The sequence below is a fragment of the Nonomuraea sp. NPDC049480 genome (assembly GCF_044465905.1).
GTDB lineage: Bacteria > Actinomycetota > Actinomycetes > Streptosporangiales > Streptosporangiaceae > Nonomuraea.
This window is the reverse complement of sequence record NZ_JBITMD010000017.1, coordinates 15,144-32,234: the sequence shown is the minus strand read 5'-3', so window position 1 is coordinate 32,234 and position 17,091 is coordinate 15,144. Positions and strand designations below refer to the sequence as shown.

13 protein-coding genes are annotated in these 17,091 nt (G+C 73.8%); 6 read left to right on the top strand and 7 right to left on the bottom strand.

The window, feature by feature from the left end:
• Positions 1–1,053 (bottom strand): winged helix DNA-binding domain-containing protein, encoded by a 1,053-nt coding sequence (locus ACIBX3_RS38165; RefSeq protein ID WP_397125407.1) that lies wholly within the window; start codon positions 1,051–1,053, stop codon positions 1–3.
• Positions 1,054–1,062: 9 nt separating this feature from the next.
• Between ACIBX3_RS38165 and ACIBX3_RS38160 the strand changes: the two genes are divergently transcribed.
• Entirely contained in the window at positions 1,063–2,241 is a 1,179-nt protein-coding gene (locus ACIBX3_RS38160) for a cysteine desulfurase-like protein (RefSeq protein ID WP_397125406.1), read from the top strand.
• A 161-nt stretch (positions 2,242–2,402) separates the two neighbouring features.
• The gene (locus ACIBX3_RS38155; RefSeq protein ID WP_397125405.1) at positions 2,403–3,374 is read left to right on the top strand and encodes a tyrosine-type recombinase/integrase; all 972 of its coding nucleotides are present in this window, start codon (positions 2,403–2,405) and stop codon (positions 3,372–3,374) included.
• Positions 3,375–3,745: 371 nt separating this feature from the next.
• On the opposite strand, the gene ACIBX3_RS38150 is transcribed toward ACIBX3_RS38155, so the two are convergent.
• The 6 genes from ACIBX3_RS38150 to ACIBX3_RS38125 form a co-directional block, all read right to left on the bottom strand.
• Positions 3,746–5,500 (bottom strand): ABC transporter ATP-binding protein, encoded by a 1,755-nt coding sequence (locus ACIBX3_RS38150; RefSeq protein ID WP_397125404.1) that lies wholly within the window; start codon positions 5,498–5,500, stop codon positions 3,746–3,748.
• Between the two features lie 87 nt (positions 5,501–5,587).
• Positions 5,588–5,713 carry a hypothetical protein gene (locus ACIBX3_RS38145; RefSeq protein ID WP_397125403.1) on the bottom strand — a complete coding sequence of 42 codons (126 nt, stop codon included), beginning with the start codon at positions 5,711–5,713 and terminating at the stop codon, positions 5,588–5,590.
• Between the two features lie 46 nt (positions 5,714–5,759).
• Positions 5,760–8,429, bottom strand: a complete 2,670-nt coding sequence (gene lanL / locus ACIBX3_RS38140; RefSeq protein ID WP_397125402.1) for a class IV lanthionine synthetase LanL — start codon at positions 8,427–8,429, stop codon at positions 5,760–5,762.
• A 104-nt stretch (positions 8,430–8,533) separates the two neighbouring features.
• Complete coding sequence (locus ACIBX3_RS38135; RefSeq protein WP_397125401.1) at positions 8,534–9,130, bottom strand: NUDIX hydrolase; 597 nt, start codon at positions 9,128–9,130, stop codon at positions 8,534–8,536.
• 209 nt (positions 9,131–9,339) lie between these two features.
• Entirely contained in the window at positions 9,340–9,654 is a 315-nt protein-coding gene (locus ACIBX3_RS38130) for a hypothetical protein (protein WP_397125400.1), read from the bottom strand.
• A gap of 84 nt (positions 9,655–9,738) precedes the next feature.
• Positions 9,739–11,778, bottom strand: a complete 2,040-nt coding sequence (locus tag ACIBX3_RS38125) for a HelD family protein (RefSeq protein WP_397125399.1) — start codon at positions 11,776–11,778, stop codon at positions 9,739–9,741.
• Between the two features lie 65 nt (positions 11,779–11,843).
• On the opposite strand from ACIBX3_RS38125, the gene ACIBX3_RS38120 reads away from it, so the two are divergent.
• The 4 genes from ACIBX3_RS38120 (at position 11,844) to ACIBX3_RS38105 (ending at position 17,047) form a co-directional block, all read left to right on the top strand.
• Positions 11,844–12,452 (top strand): TetR family transcriptional regulator, encoded by a 609-nt coding sequence (locus ACIBX3_RS38120; protein ID WP_397125398.1) that lies wholly within the window; start codon positions 11,844–11,846, stop codon positions 12,450–12,452.
• Between the two features lie 318 nt (positions 12,453–12,770).
• Positions 12,771–14,393 (top strand): SulP family inorganic anion transporter, encoded by a 1,623-nt coding sequence (locus tag ACIBX3_RS38115; protein WP_397125626.1) that lies wholly within the window; start codon positions 12,771–12,773, stop codon positions 14,391–14,393.
• Positions 14,394–14,743: 350 nt separating this feature from the next.
• Positions 14,744–15,406 (top strand): lysophospholipid acyltransferase family protein, encoded by a 663-nt coding sequence (locus ACIBX3_RS38110; protein WP_397125625.1) that lies wholly within the window; start codon positions 14,744–14,746, stop codon positions 15,404–15,406.
• Between the two features lie 66 nt (positions 15,407–15,472).
• Positions 15,473–17,047, top strand: a complete 1,575-nt coding sequence (locus ACIBX3_RS38105; RefSeq protein ID WP_397125397.1) for a penicillin-binding transpeptidase domain-containing protein — start codon at positions 15,473–15,475, stop codon at positions 17,045–17,047.
• Positions 17,048–17,091 lie beyond the last annotated feature (44 nt).

Sequence of the window (17,091 nt, the reverse complement as noted above, 5' to 3'; positions counted from 1 at the left end):
TCAGACTCCGTCCGCCACTTCAAGAGCGAACGAGGCGGCCTCGGGCTCGGCGAACGTCAGCAACCGTAGCCCCTCCTCCTCCAGCGCCTCCAACGGGGTGGCGCGGAAGGGGCTGAGCAGCAGCTTCGCCTTCTTGCCCGAGCGCTTGATCTGCCAGATGCCGGCCGCGAACCCGTCCACCAGGTAGACGGCCCTGATCCGCAGGTTCTTGGTGCTGACCAGGCGTTTGTGCTCGTCGGCCAGCACGCGGGTACGGTCGGCGTGGCCGAGGACGAGTGTGTCGAAGTCGGGCAGGAAGCGCACAGGCGCGGGCACGTCACCGCCCGGCCGGGGCGCGTCCGGCAGGTCGAACAACTCCGCCCCGCCGGGACCGGCGAGCCGCTCCAGGTCCATGGCCGCCATGACGCGCCGCAGACCGCCCAGCCCCGACCAGGTCTGCACGTCGGCGGGGGTGGCCGGGCCGAACGCGGCCAGGTACCGCTCGACGAGCGGCTCCGGCCGGGGCGCGGGGTCCAGGTCGATGCTGGGCAACCCGAACGCCGGGTCGCGCGGGAAGCTCCACCGGTCCTCGGCCGGCTCCATGACCAGAGGCGTCAGCATGCGCACGGCGTACCCGAGCGCCCGGTCGTACGCGTCGGGGAATTCCTGCTGGAGCCGGGGCCGCAGCTCGTTGAAGGTGAGCGGACCGCCGGCGAGCAGCCGGTCGGCGGCGGCCGTGACCGCGTCGAAGTCGATCCCGGGGAAGCGGCGTGCGGCGGCGGCCAGCATGGGCGCCAGCAGCGGCCGGAACGCGGCGAAGTCCGCGGCCGTCACCAGGTGCAGCGTGGCCCGCCACATGGTGGCGCGCACGATCGTGCCCGCGTGCAGCGCCGCGTGCAGATGATCACGCTCGAATGCCGCCAGCCGCGACCACACCCCGAGGTACGGGGGCCGCGGCTCCTGCGCCTGCAGCCCCGCCAGCCGGTGCACGACATCCGCGACGTCCCCCTTGTGGCGTTCGAGCAGGTGCTGGCGGGCCAAGGTGGCACGGTTGAGGTCGCGGAGGGTGAGCATTTACCTATCATGCCTTTCCCCATCAATTCGGTGCGTGCCTGCTATCCCGCACTGACCGACGGCTACGCCTACCTCGACGGCGCGGCCGGAACCCAGACCCCCCGATCGGTCATCGACGCCATCTCCGACGCCTACCGCAGCGGGATCGGCAACGTGGGCGGCGCGTTCCCCGCCAGCCACCGCTCCGACGCGATCGTGGCCGCCTGCCGCGCGGCCGTGGCCGACCTGGTCGGCGGCCACCCGGACGGCGTGATCCTCGGCCCGAACATGACCACCCTCACCTACCGCCTGTCGAGGGCGATCGCCGGCCCCGGCGACGAGGTGGTGGTCTCCAGGCTCGACCACGACGCGAACGTCCGCCCCTGGACCCAGACCGGCGCCACCGTCCGCTGGGCCGAGGTGGACCCGGTGACCGGGGAGTTGCCGATCGAGCAGTACTCCGGCCTGATCAACGAACGGACCAGGGTCGTGGCGGTGACGGCGGCCGGCAACGTCCTCGGCACCCGCCCCGACGTGCCCGCGATCGCCGCGCTGGCGCACCAGGCGGGCGCGCTCATGTACGTGGACGGGGTGCACGCCACCGCGCACGGCCCGGTGGACATGCGCGCGCTGGGCGCCGACTTCTACGCCACCAGCGCGTACAAGTGGTCCGGCCCGCACATCGGCGCGGTCGTGGCCGACCCGGCGCTGCTGGAGACCATCAGGCCGGACAAACTGGCATCGTCACCGGACACGGTGCCGCAGCGGTTCGAGACGGGCACTGCGGCGTTCGCCGACCTGGAGGGGGTGACGGCGGCCGTGGACCACCTGGCGACCATGCTCCCCGGCACCGGCAGCCGCCGCGAACGCCTGCTCGCCTCGATGGCGGCGGCCGAGCAGCACGAGCTGGAGCTGTTCAGAGTGCTGCTGGAAGGGCTGGAGACGCTGCCGAACGTCACCGTGTACGGCAAGCCGGCCAGGCGCACCGCCACCGCCTACTTCAACGTGGCCGGGCACACTCCGCGCCAGGTCGCCGAGCACCTGGCCGGGCTCCGCGTCAACGTCTGGAACGGCCACAACTACGCCTGGGAGCTGACCGGCGCGCTCGGCATCCGCGACACGGGCGGAGCGGTGCGCGCCGGGCTGGTCCACTACAACGACCGCTCCGACGTGGACCGGCTCCTCGACGGGGTGTCACGCCTCGGATGACGGCGTTTCCCACGTCCCGGCGGGCCGCCGCGGCCGTCGACCGGCGCGTCACGACGTGGTGCCGGTGATCACGGTGCCGCTGATCACCGTGCCGGTCGGCTGCTCGGAGAAGCCGACCGGCCGGCTGGGCGAACTCGCCGAACCCTTCTAAGATCGTCCACGTGAGCCTGCCTGCCGTGACCGATCCGGGGGTGCCGCCGGTCGAACCGGCGCGCGACCCGTACCACGTCTATCTCGACTCGCTCACCAGCCCGGAGTCGCGCCGCACCATGCGCGGCTGCCTCGACCGGCTGGCCCGCCTGCTCACCGACGACGAGACCGCTACGGGCGCGGGGCAGCCGTGGCATCTGCTGCGGTACGAGCACACCGTGCGCATCCGTACGATGCTCACCGGCCAGGGGTGGTCGGCGGCGTACGTCAACAAGCACCTGGTGGCGTTGCGGAGGGTGCTGAAGGAGGCGTGGCGGCTGGGGCAGACCAGCGCCGAGGACTTCGCCCGCGCCTCCGACCTGGCTCCCGTACGGCAGAGCCGGCTGCCCTCCGGCCACCACGTGCCGCCGGAGGTGGTGGGCGCGGCCCTGTCCGCCTGCGACGACTCGCCGGCCGGGGTGCGGGACGCGGCGCTGATCGCCGTGCTGTATTCGACGGGATGCCGGCGGGCCGAGCTCGGCGGGCTGACGCTGGCCGACTACGATCCGGGGGCCCGGTCGCTGCGGGTGCGCGGCAAGCGGGACAAGGAACGCATGGTCTACCTGACGACCGACGCGATCGGGCTGGTGGAGCGGTGGCTGGCGGTGCGCGGGGCCGCCCCCGGGGCGCTGTTCAGCCCGATCAGCAGGTTCGGGCGGGTGAGGGTGCGCGACGGCCGGCCGGTGGGGCTGACCGGGCAGGGCATCGCCGACATCCTGGCGCGGCGGCTCGGCGCGGCAGGCGCGGCCCGCCGCACCGCCCACGACTTCCGCCGTACGTTCATCGGCGAGCTCCTGGACGCGGGCGTGGACCTGGCGACCGCCCAGGCCCTGGTCGGCCACTCCTCCCCGGCCACGACGGCCCGCTACGACCGCCGCCCGGAACGCACCCGCCGCGAAGCCGTCGACCGCCTCCGCCTCCCGGCCCCACGCCCCCTCGCCTGACCCCGGCACTGGCGGCACTCCGTCATACGTCGCCCGGCGCACCGGCGGTCCCGGGCACGGGCACTCGGGTCCGCCGACGGCCCGATCTCGCGCCGCCGCACCGCACCACGGCCCTCCGCCGGGTCCCGCCGGCCCCGCCGCCCTGTCGTCTTCGCCGCCCGAGCGCCTTCGGTTCTCTGTGTTCACCTATGGAGAACGGACATCGGCGTAGCGTCGTCGCACGCCGGCCGAGGCCGGGCGGCGATCCGATGGAACCCCAAGCCGCGTCCGTCCGGCGGGTTCGGGCGGGCCGACCTGTCCAGCCGGACCGACGTGCTGGCGGAAAGCGGGCCGACCTGTCCAGCCGGACCGACGTGCTGGCGGAAATACGACTATGCGGATGATGTGCGGACGGGTGAGCGGCGGGCGCCGATCGGGTGGGCAGGCTGGAAGGCGGCGCGGGCCAGACCCGCGTACTGCCCGTCCGGCCTGGTGAGGAGCTCGTCCGGGGCACCCTGCTCGGCGATCCGGCCGCCGTCGAGGACCACGACCGTGTCGAAGGCGGCGGCGACGCCGAGGCGGTGGCTGATCATCACGGTGGTCAGCCCGGCGCGCGCCCCCAGGACCGCGTGGACCACGTCGAGCTCGGCCGACGGGTCGAGGGCGGAGGTGGCCTCGTCGAGGACGAGCACGGGAGCGGCGCTCAGCAGGCCCCGGGCGAGCGCGATGCGCTGCCGTTCGCCGCCGGACAGGAGGGCGCCGCGCTCACCGACCACGGCGTCGTAGCCACCGGGCAGCGCCGCCACGCGATCGTGCACGCGGGTGATCCGGCAGGCTCGTACGAGGTCGTCGAGCGCGGCGCCGGGGGCGGCGTAGCGGAGGTTGCCGGCGACCGAGCCGTGGAAGAGGAAGGGCTCCTGCGGCACCAGGCAGACGGGGCCGGGGCCGGTGGCGACCGTTCCCTCGGTGGGCGGGTGCAGGCCGGCGAGCAGGCGGCCCAGGGTCGTCTTCCCCGAGCCGCTCGGGCCGACGACCAGCGTGGCGGAGCCGGGCGGGAGCTCGAGGGTGACGTCGCGCAGGGCCCAGCGGGAGCGGTCCTCGTCGTGCGAGTAGCCGGCGCCCGCCAGCCGGACCCCGGCGTACGCGCCCTCCCCCGGGATCCCGGCCGGAGCGGGCGGGGAAACCGGCAGGTCGAGGTGGTGGAACACCCGCTCGAACGCCGCCCGCGCGGCCTGGAAGCCGGTGGCGAAGTCCAGGATCTGCCAGAGCGGCTGGTAGACCCTGGCCTGAAGGGCGGCGAAGGCGACGAGCTCGCCGGGCGTGAGGCCGCCGGTCAGCCCGGCCGCCACGTACACGACGTACGGGGTCAGCACGAGGAACACCTGGCCCGCGGCGAGCACGGACTCGGCGACCACGCTGGAGCGCACGCCCAGGCCGGCCAGCCGCCGGCTCTCGGCGCCGAACCTGGCCGCCTCGTCGTCGGCCCGGCCGTGTACGCGGGCCAGGGTGACGCCGCCGAGCGAGAGGCGTTCGGCGCTGATGGAGGACAGCTCGGCGCGTACCTGCTGGCCGGTGGCGGCGAGCCGTCTCAGCGCACGCCCGGACCGTGCGGCCACCCACAAGGCGCCGGGCAGCAGCGCGACGGCCACGACGGCCAGGGGCGGAGAGAGCGCGACCATGGCGCCGAGCGCGAACACCAGCACCAGCGCGCTGCCGAGCACCGCCGGAACGCCGTCCTTGACCGTGTCCTCGATGCGGTCGGTGTCGTTGACCAGGCGCGACTGGATCTCGCCGCCCCTGGCCGCGGCGAAGAAGCCGAGCGGCATCCGCTGCAGGTGCCGGAACAGGTCGCCGCGCAGCCCGTGCACGACCCGCTCGGCCACGCGGGCCGCCAGCCAGGTCTGTGCGAGGTCGACGCCCGCCGCCGTCGCGGCCACGCCGCCGGCCACGCCCGCGATGGCGGCGAGCAGCCCCAGGTCGGGTCCGCCCGGGCCGAACAGGGCGCGGTCGAAGACCAGCCCCGCCAGCAGGGGGACGGCCGCGTGGAGCGCGGAGTGGACCGCGACCAGCGGCACGACCAGGCACACGGCCCTGCGGTGCGGCGCGAACAGGCGGAGGATTCGCCCTCCCGTGCGCGGAACCGTCACGTGCGTCCCTCCTGCGGGAGAAAAGTGGGATGCCGCGTATGCCGGACGGTTGCCGGCATACGCGGCGGTGACCGGACGCGTGTCGCGTCAGGCGCCCTCGGCGCCGGCCCAGTCGGTGCATCCGCTGTGCTTGATGCAGTTCGTCCACAGGGCCGCCGCGGCGACCGGCTCACGCTCGCTGAGATCCTGCAGATCCCGAACGTCGAACGACATGTGCTCCCCCTCCTTCCTGTCTGATGGGTGTGGGTGACCGCCGCGGCTAGGACACCGCGACGAGCTCATGGGCGGGTACGACGTCGTCGAGCATCCAGAGCCGGGCGTGCCCGTGCCGCAGCCGCAGCAGGAACGCGAGCACCCCGGCCACGCCGCCCAGGTAGCCGGGCACGAAGGCGCCGAACGGGTCGGGGACCAGCAGCCGCCCGTCCTCTTCGGCGGCCCTGCTCACCAGGCACGCGGCCACGTCCTCGGCCCAGCGGCGGTAGCGGGCCTCGCCGGTGAACGCGGCCATGTCGAGCAGGAAGTCGCCCTCGCCCGGCAGGCCGTGGCAGGCCGCCGTGCCGATCCTCCAGCGCGACCGGTGCGCGGCGGCGGCCGCCTGCCCGGCCAGCGACAACGCCGCCTCGTCGCCGGTCGCGCGCCAGTAGCGCACCAGGAAGGAGCCGATGCCGGACGATCCGCTGCACCAGTGCGGGCGGCGCGGCCGTACGGTGGCCGGGTCGGAGCGCAGGGTGGGCCACCAGGCGGTGTCGCCGTCGAGCTCGGCGCGTTCGCGCAGCAGCGCGGCCACCTCGTGCACGGCGGGCATCCAGTCGGGGCGGTCGAGCGCGGTGGCGGCGTACAGCAGCGCCGTGGCGATGCCGGCGACGCCATGGGCGAAGCCGAGATGCCCGGCGGGGTCGCCGGTGGTGTGGGTGGGCCACCGCGGGTGGCCGTCGGGGTGGGAGCGGGCGACGTGCAGGTGGTCGAACGTGGCCTCGGCCTGCGCGCGCAGGCCGGTGTCGCCGGAGAGCAGGGCCAGGCGCAGGACCGCCATGCCGCAGCCCGCGAGGCCGTGCGTGATGTCGGTCCTGGGATGGCGGGTGGGCAGCTCGCGGGCGGCCCGTAACGCGGCGGCCCGGTCCTGTGGGGTGGTGGCGGCGTCGTGGAGTGCCCAGACGGCTCCGGACCTGCCCATGTGCAGGCCGGGCGGCCAGACGGCCTCGCGCTCCAGGCGCCGCCGCAACCACCCGGCCACGATCCCGGTGAGAGTGCCCTGGAAGGCGGTCACGCGGGCCGCCGTGGCGAGGACGGTGAGGACTCCCGCGGCTCCGTGTGCCACCGCGCACGGGTCGGCCTCCGCGCCGTGGACCCGGCTGTCCCAGAGGGACGGCGCGTCCTCCCCGCGGTCCATGGTCCCGGCCAGCCAGGCGAGCCCGTCCGCGACCAGCTCGTCCACCCCCACGCCGGAGGGAAGCGCGGCATTGACCGGGGCCGCGGCTTCCGCGGCGGTGTCCGGCGTGGCGGGTGGGGTGAGGTGGTCGAGGAAGGCGGCGCACCGGTCCAGGCTCCACCGTTTCCCCGGCTCGGCCAGCAGCCCCTCCACCACCGGCCACAGCAGGGCGAGCGTCGGGTTGCCCGCCCGGACCCGGCGCGCGTACGCGACCGCGCGCTCCGCCGGCGCGCCTTCCCTCGCCTCGGGCCGAGCACCCCCGGTGGCCAGGAAGAACAGCATCGCCCCCAGGCTGTACAGGTCGGCGGACGGCTCCGGCGCGGCCCGGTGCAGGCCGCGGTACGGCACGAGCTCGGGCGCCAGGAACCCCGGCGTGCCCCCGACCAGGACGGTGTCCCCCGGCCCTGCCGCGAACTCCAGGTCGATCAGCCGCAGATCTCCATCGGGCCCGATCATGACGTTCCCCGGCGCCAGATCCATCAGCACCAGCCCCCGCCCATGCGCGGCCGCCACCTTCCGCACCAGTTCCCGCGCGACGGGCAGCACGTCACGGGCGGCCCCGCCGAACCCGTCGCGGCCGAGCGGCCCGGCGGTGCGCTCCGACCAGCGCTCCAGGGTGGTGCCCGGCACCCGTTCCTCGGCGAGGAAGACGTGCCCGCCCTGCTCGAAGAAGTCCACGACCGCGGGCGCCGCGCCGGTGCCGGCCAGCGCCTCCAGACGGTCCCGCTCGGCCGCCAGCTTGTCGCGGGCGTCGGCGCCGCTGAGGTCGGCGCAGGCGTGCGGCCGGCCCTCCTTGATCACGAGCTCGTGCCCGGTCCGGTCGTCGCGGGCCAGGTACACGCCGCCGCGGTTGCCGTGCCGGATGGCCTCGCGGACGACGTACCGGCCGTTGAGCAGCACCGCACCCGCGGACGGCCGTACCGGCTCCTCCGCGAAGGGGGAGGTGGCGAACGGCGGCGGGGTGAAGCGCGGCAGCCGCTCGTCGCGGACCGGCTCACCGTCAGGGGAGCGCAGGCGCACCTCGTAGAACCCGTCGCCGCCGAGCACCCGGATTCCGTCGAACGCGCCGTAGCGGTAGTGGACGATGCCGCCGGGCCGGTAGGGCCGGTCGGACAGGATCGCCGGGCCGGGCAGGCCGCGGGTCGCCGCGTCGAGCAGGGCCGCCAGCCGCGCGGACTCGCGGTCGTCCTCCGGGTACGCGGTGACGAGCTTGCCGGCCTGCGCCCGGTCGCAGCGCGGACTGCACAGCTCCCAGTAGCCGTCGAGTGTGGCGGGGAACTTGAAGGCGCATCCTTCTCGTACGAGCACGCGGGCGACCCTGGACAGCACGACGGGGGCCGACAGCATCGTGGCCGAGACGTGCAGCTTCCAGCCCTGGACGGGCAGGGAGCCTCCCTCCGGCGCGGCCGAGCGCCAGAAGCCGTGGTCCGCCACGCTCCAGCCGTCGCCCAGCACGGCGGCGACGATGTCGCCCAGGATCGTGTCGCCCCGCTCGCTCATGCCGGTCCCCCCGTCGGATGTGCCCCGCCACACCCATGGAAGCCGCCGTCACGGCAAGCGGGCCAGCACCACTCCTCGCCCGGATGAGCGGCTTAGTGGCCCGGTCAGGTCCGGGTCCAGTGCGGCTGGACGACGTCGAAGACCCGCTGCTCGCGCCCCCGCAGCGCCACCTCGGCGAACTGCCACAGGATCGCCCCCGTCGGCGCGTGGATCACGATCGACGGCCCCAGCGGCATCTGCAGCAGCTCGCCCTCCCACCGGGGCACCCCGGGCGCCAGGAACCGCTCCAGCGGCACCGCGTGCACCGACGCCACCTCGCGCGGGTCGCCCACCGGCTCCTGCCGGCCGCCGAACGCCACCACCGGCGTGATCACGAACCCCGAGTCGGTGACGAAGTCGTCGAGCAGCCCCGCCACCTCGACCTTCGTGACACCGGTCTCCTCGGCCAGCTCCCGCAGCGCCGCGTCGACCGGCCGCTCCCCGTCGTCCAGCCGCCCGCCGGGCAGTGCCCACTGCCCGGGGTTGCGGCCGCGCGGGGCGCGCCTGATCACGATCGTGTACGGGACCCGCTCGGCGTCCTCCAGCACGCACACGGTCACGGCGGCCCGGCGGATCCCTCCGGCGGGCGGCACCTCCCTGCGGTCGAAGGCGGCCAGCCGGGCGGTGATCTGCTCGCGCAGCATGTCAATGGGCGACAGCACGCTTCAAGGGTCTCACGGCGCCCCGCTCAGGGACTCGGCAGCCGTACGGTGACCCGGAGGCCGCCCGGCTCGGGACGCACTGAGCCCGCTTGCCACGGCGGGCTCGTCGGGCAAGCAGGAGCGGCCCCTCGATGAGCCGCTCGTAGCGGGCCGGCGCGGGCCGCAGGCGGCAGGTGGTGCCGGGGGAAGCTCCCCGTCCAGGCCGGCGATCAGGACATCACGCTCTCGAGGATGACGCTGAGGACCGTACCGATGATCATGCCCACGCCGGCGGCCACCGCGGCCCACTTGCCCAGCGGCTCGCCCTTCGTGTGAGCGACGATGCCCAGCACGATGCCGGCCAGGCCGAACAGGACGGGGCTGAACAGCACGGCCACCGCGGCGCAGACGCACCCGACGATCGACAGGACCTGGTCGGTCACCCGCGTCGGGTAGGGCGGCCGCGGGACGGGAGACGGCCGCGTCCAGGAACCACGGCGGGCGTCCGGCTCGTCACCTGGGGGCGGGTCCTGCGCAGAGGTCACGGGCGCTCCTCTTGAGGCGGGAACCACATCACACACCCAAGCCGTGGCCCTGTCGAGCCGCATATAGCAGGACATCTGCCCATTTCAGGCCGCTTGTTCCGGACGCGAGAGCTCGGGCGGGAGCGGGCGCGCGTGGACGACGTCGAGCCGGGAGACCGCGCGGGTGAGGGCGACGTAGAGGCGGTTCAGCCCGCGCCGCTCGGCCTCGGCGATGGCCGCGGGCTCGGCCACGATCACGTGGTCGTACTCCAGGCCCTTGGCCAGCGACGCGGGCAGCACGCTCAGGCGCCCGCCGACGTCGAACCCGTCGTCCCACAGCGCGGACGTCAGCGCCTCGACGCCGGCGTCCGCCGCGATCACCCCGACCGATCCCTCGAACGCGAGCGCCTCGCGCACCGCCGCCGCCACCCCCTTCTCCAGGCCGGTCACCCTGGTCACCCGCAGCCTGCCGTCCGAGCGGTACGAGCGGGTCGGCGGGACCTCCACGTCGAGCGCCGCCAGGAGCGCGTTGGCCAGGTCGACCACCGCGCCCGGCACCCGGAAGCCGGTCGTCAGCGTGACGACCTCGCCGTCCGGCTTGCCGAGCAGCGCCATCCGCTCCGGCCAGGACGTGGCCGCCCACGGCGTGGTGGCCTGGGCCAGGTCGCCGAGCACGGTGAGCGAGCCGTGCTCGCTGCGCCGGGCCACCGCCCGGCATTCCATGGGGGACAGGTCCTGGGCCTCGTCGACGATGACGTGACCGTAGCCGCGCGGGCGCTCGATCATGGCGGCGATCTCGTCCAGCAGGACCAGGTCGGCGGTCGTCCATTTCGCGCTTTTGGGGCTGCGGGGCGGTTCGGCCCAGGTGATGGCGGCCCGCTCGGCGTCCGTGAGCACCCCCTCGGCCGGGTCGGCGCCACCGGGGCCGGCGGGCACGCCCCCGGCCGACGCGCGCTCGGCCGCCGGCCGGCCGGACGGGCCGCGGAGCACCTCGTACAGAACCTCTTCCGGTTTGACGGGCGGCCAGAGGGCGTCCAGCGCCGGGGTGACGGCGCGGGCGATCCTGCGGGTCCAGGCCGCGGTCGCGGTCTGCCCCCGGGCCTCGGCCTGGCGGCGGATCGACGCCACCACCCGGGCCCGCACCCGTTCCCGGCCCACGCCGTACGGGAGGGACTCGCGCCTGGTGTCGTCCACGATCCGGCGCAGTTCGCCTTCGTGGACCCGCCACCGGTAGGACCCGTCGGGCACCGCGACCGGCTCGGCCGGTTTCCCGATCCGCGCGTACAACGCCCTGCGAAGCACCTTCGCCATGCGGGCGTCGTGCTTGACGATCGCGGCCGCCTCGCTGTCGGCCGCGGCGACCGGAGCCGTGGCCAGCAACCGCTCCAGCGTGGTCTGCTCGACGTCCACCTCGCCCAGGGCGGGCAGCACGGCCGAGATGTAGCCGAGGAAGGCCCGGTTCGGGCCGAGGACCAGCACGCCGTCGCGTTCGAGGCGCCGGCGGTGGGTGTACAGCAGGTAGGCGGCCCGGTGCAGGCCGACCGCGGTCTTGCCGGTGCCCGGCGCGCCCTGCACGCAGATCGAGATGTCGAGCTCGGCGCGGACGAGGTCGTCCTGCTCGGGCTGGATGGTGGCGACGATGTCGCGCATGGGGCCGACGCGGGGGCGTTCGATCTCGGCGGTCAGGATCCGGCTCTCGCCCTCCTCGCCCTGTTCGAGCCGTTCGTCCTCGTACGAGGTCAGGGTGGTGCCGGACCAGCCGAAGCGGCGGCGTACCGCGACACCCTGGGGGTCCCGGGAGCTCGCCCGGTAGAACGCCCGCGAGACCGGCGCGCGCCAGTCGATCACCACCGGAGGGCCGCCGTGCTCGCCGGAGATGTGCCGCCGGCCGATGTGGTACGCGCGGCCCGGGTGTTCGGCCGAGCTCTGGCCGAAGTCCAGCCGGCCGAAGAACGGCGGCCCCTCCGGCTCCTCGCTCAGTTCCTTGGCCAGGCTCTTGAGGTGGCGTCCCAGTCGCTCGGCGCTGTAGCGGTCGCCGGCCACCGTCTCGCCGACGATCACGTTGTCCCGCGCGCCTTCGAGCATCCTGCGCAGCCCCGCCTTGCAGCGTTCGGCGTACTGCCGCTCGTCGTCGAGTGTCCTCATCGCAACCCCAAAGTGTTTACTCGGTTAAGAGATTAACCAGGTTAACACTTTGGTAGGGTGTGTCCATGACGGGTCTGCGACAGCTCCAGCGGCAGCGTGTGCACGACGCCATCTCGGCGGCGGCGGTCTCACTCTTCCTGGAGCGCGGCTTCGACGAGGTGCCCGTGACGGAGATCGCGGCGGCCGCGGGGGTGTCGAAGCCGACACTGTTCAAGTACTTCCCGGCCAAGGAGGACCTCGTCCTGCACCGGATCGCCGACCACGAGGGCGAGGCCGCCCGCATGGTGCGGCAGCGGGCCGCCGGGGAGGAGCCGCTGGAGGCGCTGCGCCGCCACTTCCTCGACGGGCTCGCCAGGCGCGACCCCGTCACAGGGCTCAACGACCATCCCGAGGTGGTGGCCTTCCACCGGATGGTCTTCGCCACGCCGAGCCTGGCGGCGCGGCTGTTCCAGCACATCTCGCGCGACGAGCTGGCCCTGGCCGAGGCGCTGGGCGAGGTCATGGACGACCTGACCGCCGCCCTGCTGGCCGCGCAGGTGCTCGCCGCGCAGCGGGTGCTCGCCCGGCGCAACTGGCTGCCGCTGGCGGAGGGCCGGCCACTGCGCGAGGTCGAGCCGGAGGCGGTCCGCGCCGCCGAGCGGGCTTTCTCACTCCTCGCAATTCGTACGGGTTGAGCGAGATATAGGAATTATGCCGCCTTTCGGGTGACGGCCCACGTTCGCGTCCGGCCGAACATCCCGGGCTCCACCGATGTTTAGGCAGGCGAGAGGGCGTGTACTTGTAATCCTGACAACCGCTTGACGATTGCAGATATGCAATTCGGGACATTGCGGAGCCGGGCTTTACGAGAGGGAGTGATGAGTGGACGGGTTCTTTATGCACATATGTCGTGACGTTACGTGTTTGAAGGACTACATAAAGTGACCGGCGTCGTGTCGTCCGGGTGGGCGCGCGTGCGCGCCGTGCTTCCGGAACGCGCCGCGCTGGCCGCGATGGGCCGCCATCCGCGCAGGGACCTGCAGGCCGGTCTCACGGTGGCGATCGTCGCCCTGCCCCTGGCCCTCGGGTTCGGCATCTCCTCCGGCATGGGCGCCCAGGCGGGCCTGGCCACGGCCGTGGTCGCCGGGTCGGTGGCGGCCGTGTTCGGCGGGTCCGGGCTGCAGGTGTCCGGAGCCAGCGGCGCGATGACGGTCGTGCTCATGCCGATCATGACCGCCCACGGCGTCTCCGGCGTCCTCACCGTCGGCGTGCTGGCCGGGCTGCTGCTGGTCGGCCTCGCGCTGGCCCGCGCCGGCCGGTACGTCGCGCTCGTCCCCGCTCCCGTCGTGGCCGGCTTCACCGTCGGCATCGCCTGCGTGATCGGCCTGCAGCAGATTCCCCACGCGCTCGGCGTACCCGCCGCGGAGAGCGACGAGGTCGCCGTCGTGGCCTGGCACGGGCTCGTGGACTTCCTGGCCCGGCCGCACTGGTGGGCCATGTCCGTCACGCTGGCCGTGGCCGCCGTCCTGCTGGTGGGGACGAGCCTGCGGCCCACCGTGCCGTTCTCGCTGCTCGCCGTCGCCGCCGCCACCGTCGTCGCCGAGGTGGCCGGGCTGCCGCTGGCCAGGATCGGCGACCTGCCCGCCGGACTGCCCGCGCCGTCGCTGGCGTTCCTCGATCCGGCCGCGCTGCCGTCCCTCGTCGCGCCCGCCATCGCGGTGGCCGCCCTGGCCGCGCTGGAATCCCTGCTGTCGGCGGCCGTCGCCGACGGCATGAGCCGGGGGCGCCGGCACGACCCCGACAGGGAGCTGTTCGGTCAGGGCCTCGCCAACCTCGTCACGCCGCTGTTCGGCGGCATGCCGGGCACCGGGGCCATGGTGCGGACCGCGGTGAACGTGCGCTCCGGCGCCCGGTCCCGGCTGGCGGCGCTCTCGCACGCGGTGATCCTGGCCGGCATCGTGTACACCGCCGCGGGCCTCGTCTCCAAGATCCCGCTCGCCGCGCTGGCCGGGGTCCTGCTGGCCACTTCCGCCCGCATGGTGGAGATGGACGCGGTGCGGGCCATGTTCCGGTCCACCCGGGGCGACGCCGTGGTCCTCGTCCTGACCGCCGTCGCCACGCTCACACTCGACACTGTGCCGGCCGTCATCCTCGGCCTGGTCGTCGCCGGGGCGCTGGCGCTGCGGGCCATGGCGCGCAACGTACGCCTCGACCCGGAGCCGCTGCGCCGCGACGTGCGGCTCCAGCACACCGAGGACGAGCACGCCGTGCTCGCCGAGCACATCGTCACCTACCGCCTGGCGGGACCGCTGTTCTTCGCCGCCGCCCATCGCTTCCTGCTGGAGCTGTCGGAGGTGGCCGACGTGTCCGTGGTGGTCCTGCGCATGTCCCGGGTCACCACCATCGACGCGAGCGGCGCACTGGTCCTGGGGGACGCCATCGAACGACTGGAGCGGCGCGGCATCCTCGTCTACGTCTCGGGCATCCCGGACGGCCACCACCAGCCGCTGGAGGCGCTGGGGGTGATCGCGCGCCTCAATCAGGCCGGCCAGGTCTTCGCCACGACCACGGAGGCCATCGCCGCCGCCCGCGACCGCCTCCACAGCACCGGCGTCCTGCCCCGCCTGGCGGGCTGACCCGCCGCGGCGCCCGCGCCGGCGACCACCGGCATGGGCGCCGCGCTCCCGCCACGACCCCGCGTCGCCGCGCCGGTCCACCCGGGCGCAGGGTCACGGGCTTCCCAGGTGGAGGCCACGATTACCTCCCGGGCCAAGCCGTGTGCTTAACTCAAGGAGCCGATGTGGTTAGTGTCCCCCGGGCCGCAAATTACCGCCTTCACGGAATACCGTTCGGCTGGAACCGTGTTGTGCATCTCGCCGAGGAGGCGACCGCCACATCGGCCTAACTGCTTTCCCAGGCGTCCCGCTCACCAGCGGGACGCCTGCTCTATGGTGGGGTGGCCGACCGCCCGCTGATCCAGGAGAGCCTGTTGCTTTACGAAGTGGTCAAGTTCGCCGCCGCGCCGCTGGCGCACGCGATGTGCCGGCCGCACATCACCGGCGCGGCCCACGTGCCGAGGAGCGGGCCCGCGATCCTGGCCGCCAATCACCTGTCCGTGCTGGACTCGTTTCTGCTGCCCGCGCTGCTGCCGCGGCATGTGACGTTCACCGCCAAGAACGAGTACTTCTCGGGCAACCCGGTCTCCGGATTCTTCATGCGGCTGGGCGGGAGCCTGCCGATCGACCGCGAGAGCGCACACGCCGCGCAGACCATGCTGGACGAGGCCGCCGCGCTGCTGGAGCGGGGCGAGTTGTTCGGCATCCACCCCGAGGGCACCCGCTCCCCCGACGGCCGCCTCTATCGCGGCAAGATCGGGGTGGCCTGGCTGGCGCTCAAGACGGGCGCGCCGGTGCTGCCGGTGGCGCTCAACGGCACCGAGAAGGTGCTGCCCCTCGGCGCCAAGGTGCCCAGGCCCGCGAAGATCGGCATCTCCATCGGCGAGCCGATGCACTTCGAGGGCGACCACACCAGCGCCCGCGACCGGCGGCGCGTCACCGACGAGATCATGGCCGCCGTCCAGAAGCTGTCCGGGCAGGAATACGTCCCGGTCTATGCTGCCAGCGTCAAGGCATCCAACGGGTTGGCCTAGGCTCGGACATTCGTCGTCGAGGACCAGGGGGCTGAGTCAGTGGCGCGGGGCCGTACGATCGCGATCGTGTCCGGCGCCACCGTGCTCGCGGTGGGAGCCGCGGCCGGTGGCGCGTACTACCTGCTGCACACCAGGGGCACCCCGGCCGAGACGGCGCAACGCTTCGCGGCCGCGTGGCAGGCCGGGGACAAGGCGGCGATGGCGAAGGAACTGGCCAAGCCGCAACAGCTCGGCGCGTACGACCAGCAGCGCAGCGGGCTGGCGGTGGAGCGGACCTCGATCCGGCTGGGCCCGGTAGCCGAGGGCGACGACTCGGCCCGCGTCCCGTACACCGCGACCTTGGCCTTGAAGAACATCGGCGAGTGGTCCTACGAGGGCCAGATCGACCTCGTGGTGGCCGACCGCTCCTGGAAGGTGGACTGGAAGCCGGCGACGCTGCATCCGTCGATGACGGCGGGGCAGACGTTCCAGATCAAGACGCGCTGGCCGGGGAGGGCCGAGATCACCGACGCCGACGGCGACCGCATCGACGACGGCACGGCAGGCGGGTCGGTGCAGCAGCTCGTCGGATTCCTGGACAAGGCGACCAAGAAGGACGTGGCCAAGCTCGGCTCTGCCTACAAGGTGGGTCAGGCGGTCGGGCGGGGCGGGCTGCAGGAGACGTTCCAGGAGCGGCTGGCCGGCACCCCGTCCACCGACATCCAGCTCGGCGGCAAGACGCTGAAGACCATCGAGGGCAGCAAGGGCGAGCCCGTCCAGACCACGCTCGACCCGCAGGTGCAGGCCGCGGCGGTGGGCGCGGTCAAGGACATGGAGAAGCCGACGTCCATGGTGGCCATCAAGCCGTCGACCGGAGAGATCCTGGCCGTGGTCAACAACCGGGGCGGGTTCAACCGGGCGCTGGACGGCCGCTACCCGCCGGGCTCGACGTTCAAGGCCGTCACGGCGATCGGGCTGCTGGCGGCGGGGATGTCGCCGCAGGACCGGGTCACCTGCCCGAAGAACGCCAACGTCGGCGGCCTGCCGATCCGCAACTCCGACAACGAGGCGTTCGGGTCGCTGTCGTTCCTGGACTCCTTCGCTCATTCGTGCAACACCACATTCGCGCCCCTGGCGCACTCCAAGCTGGGCGCGGACAAGCTGCTCGACGCGGCCGAGGACGTGGGCTTCAACCAGCCGCTCAACATCGGGGTGCCGGCCGCCAAGGCCAGCTTCCCGAAGGCCGGCTCGGACTCCGAGCTGGCGGCGGAGGCGTTCGGGCAGGCCAAGATCACCGCCAGCCCGCTGTCGATGGCGTCGGTGGCCGCCGCCATCGCCGACGGCACCTGGCGCCCGCCGACGCTGGTGCCTTCCCTGAAGCAGAAGGCCGCCGAGCGCAAGCTGCCCGACGGGGTGAAGGAGCAGCTCCACGCCATGATGGCGGCCGTGGTCACCAAGGGCACCGCCAAGGCCGCGGGGCTGCCCGCCGGCACCCACGGCAAGACCGGCACGGCCGAGTACGGCACCGGCGAGAAGCTCCCCAGCCACGCCTGGTTCATGGGGTTCAAGGGCGACGTGGCGTTCGCGGTGGTCGTGGAGGGCGGCGGTGGAGGCGGCAAGGTGGCCGCCCCCGTGGCGGCGACGTTCCTCAAGGGCCTGTAGCCCGCCTCAGGTGTTCCTGACGGGCCGGCGGTTCCTCACGAGGC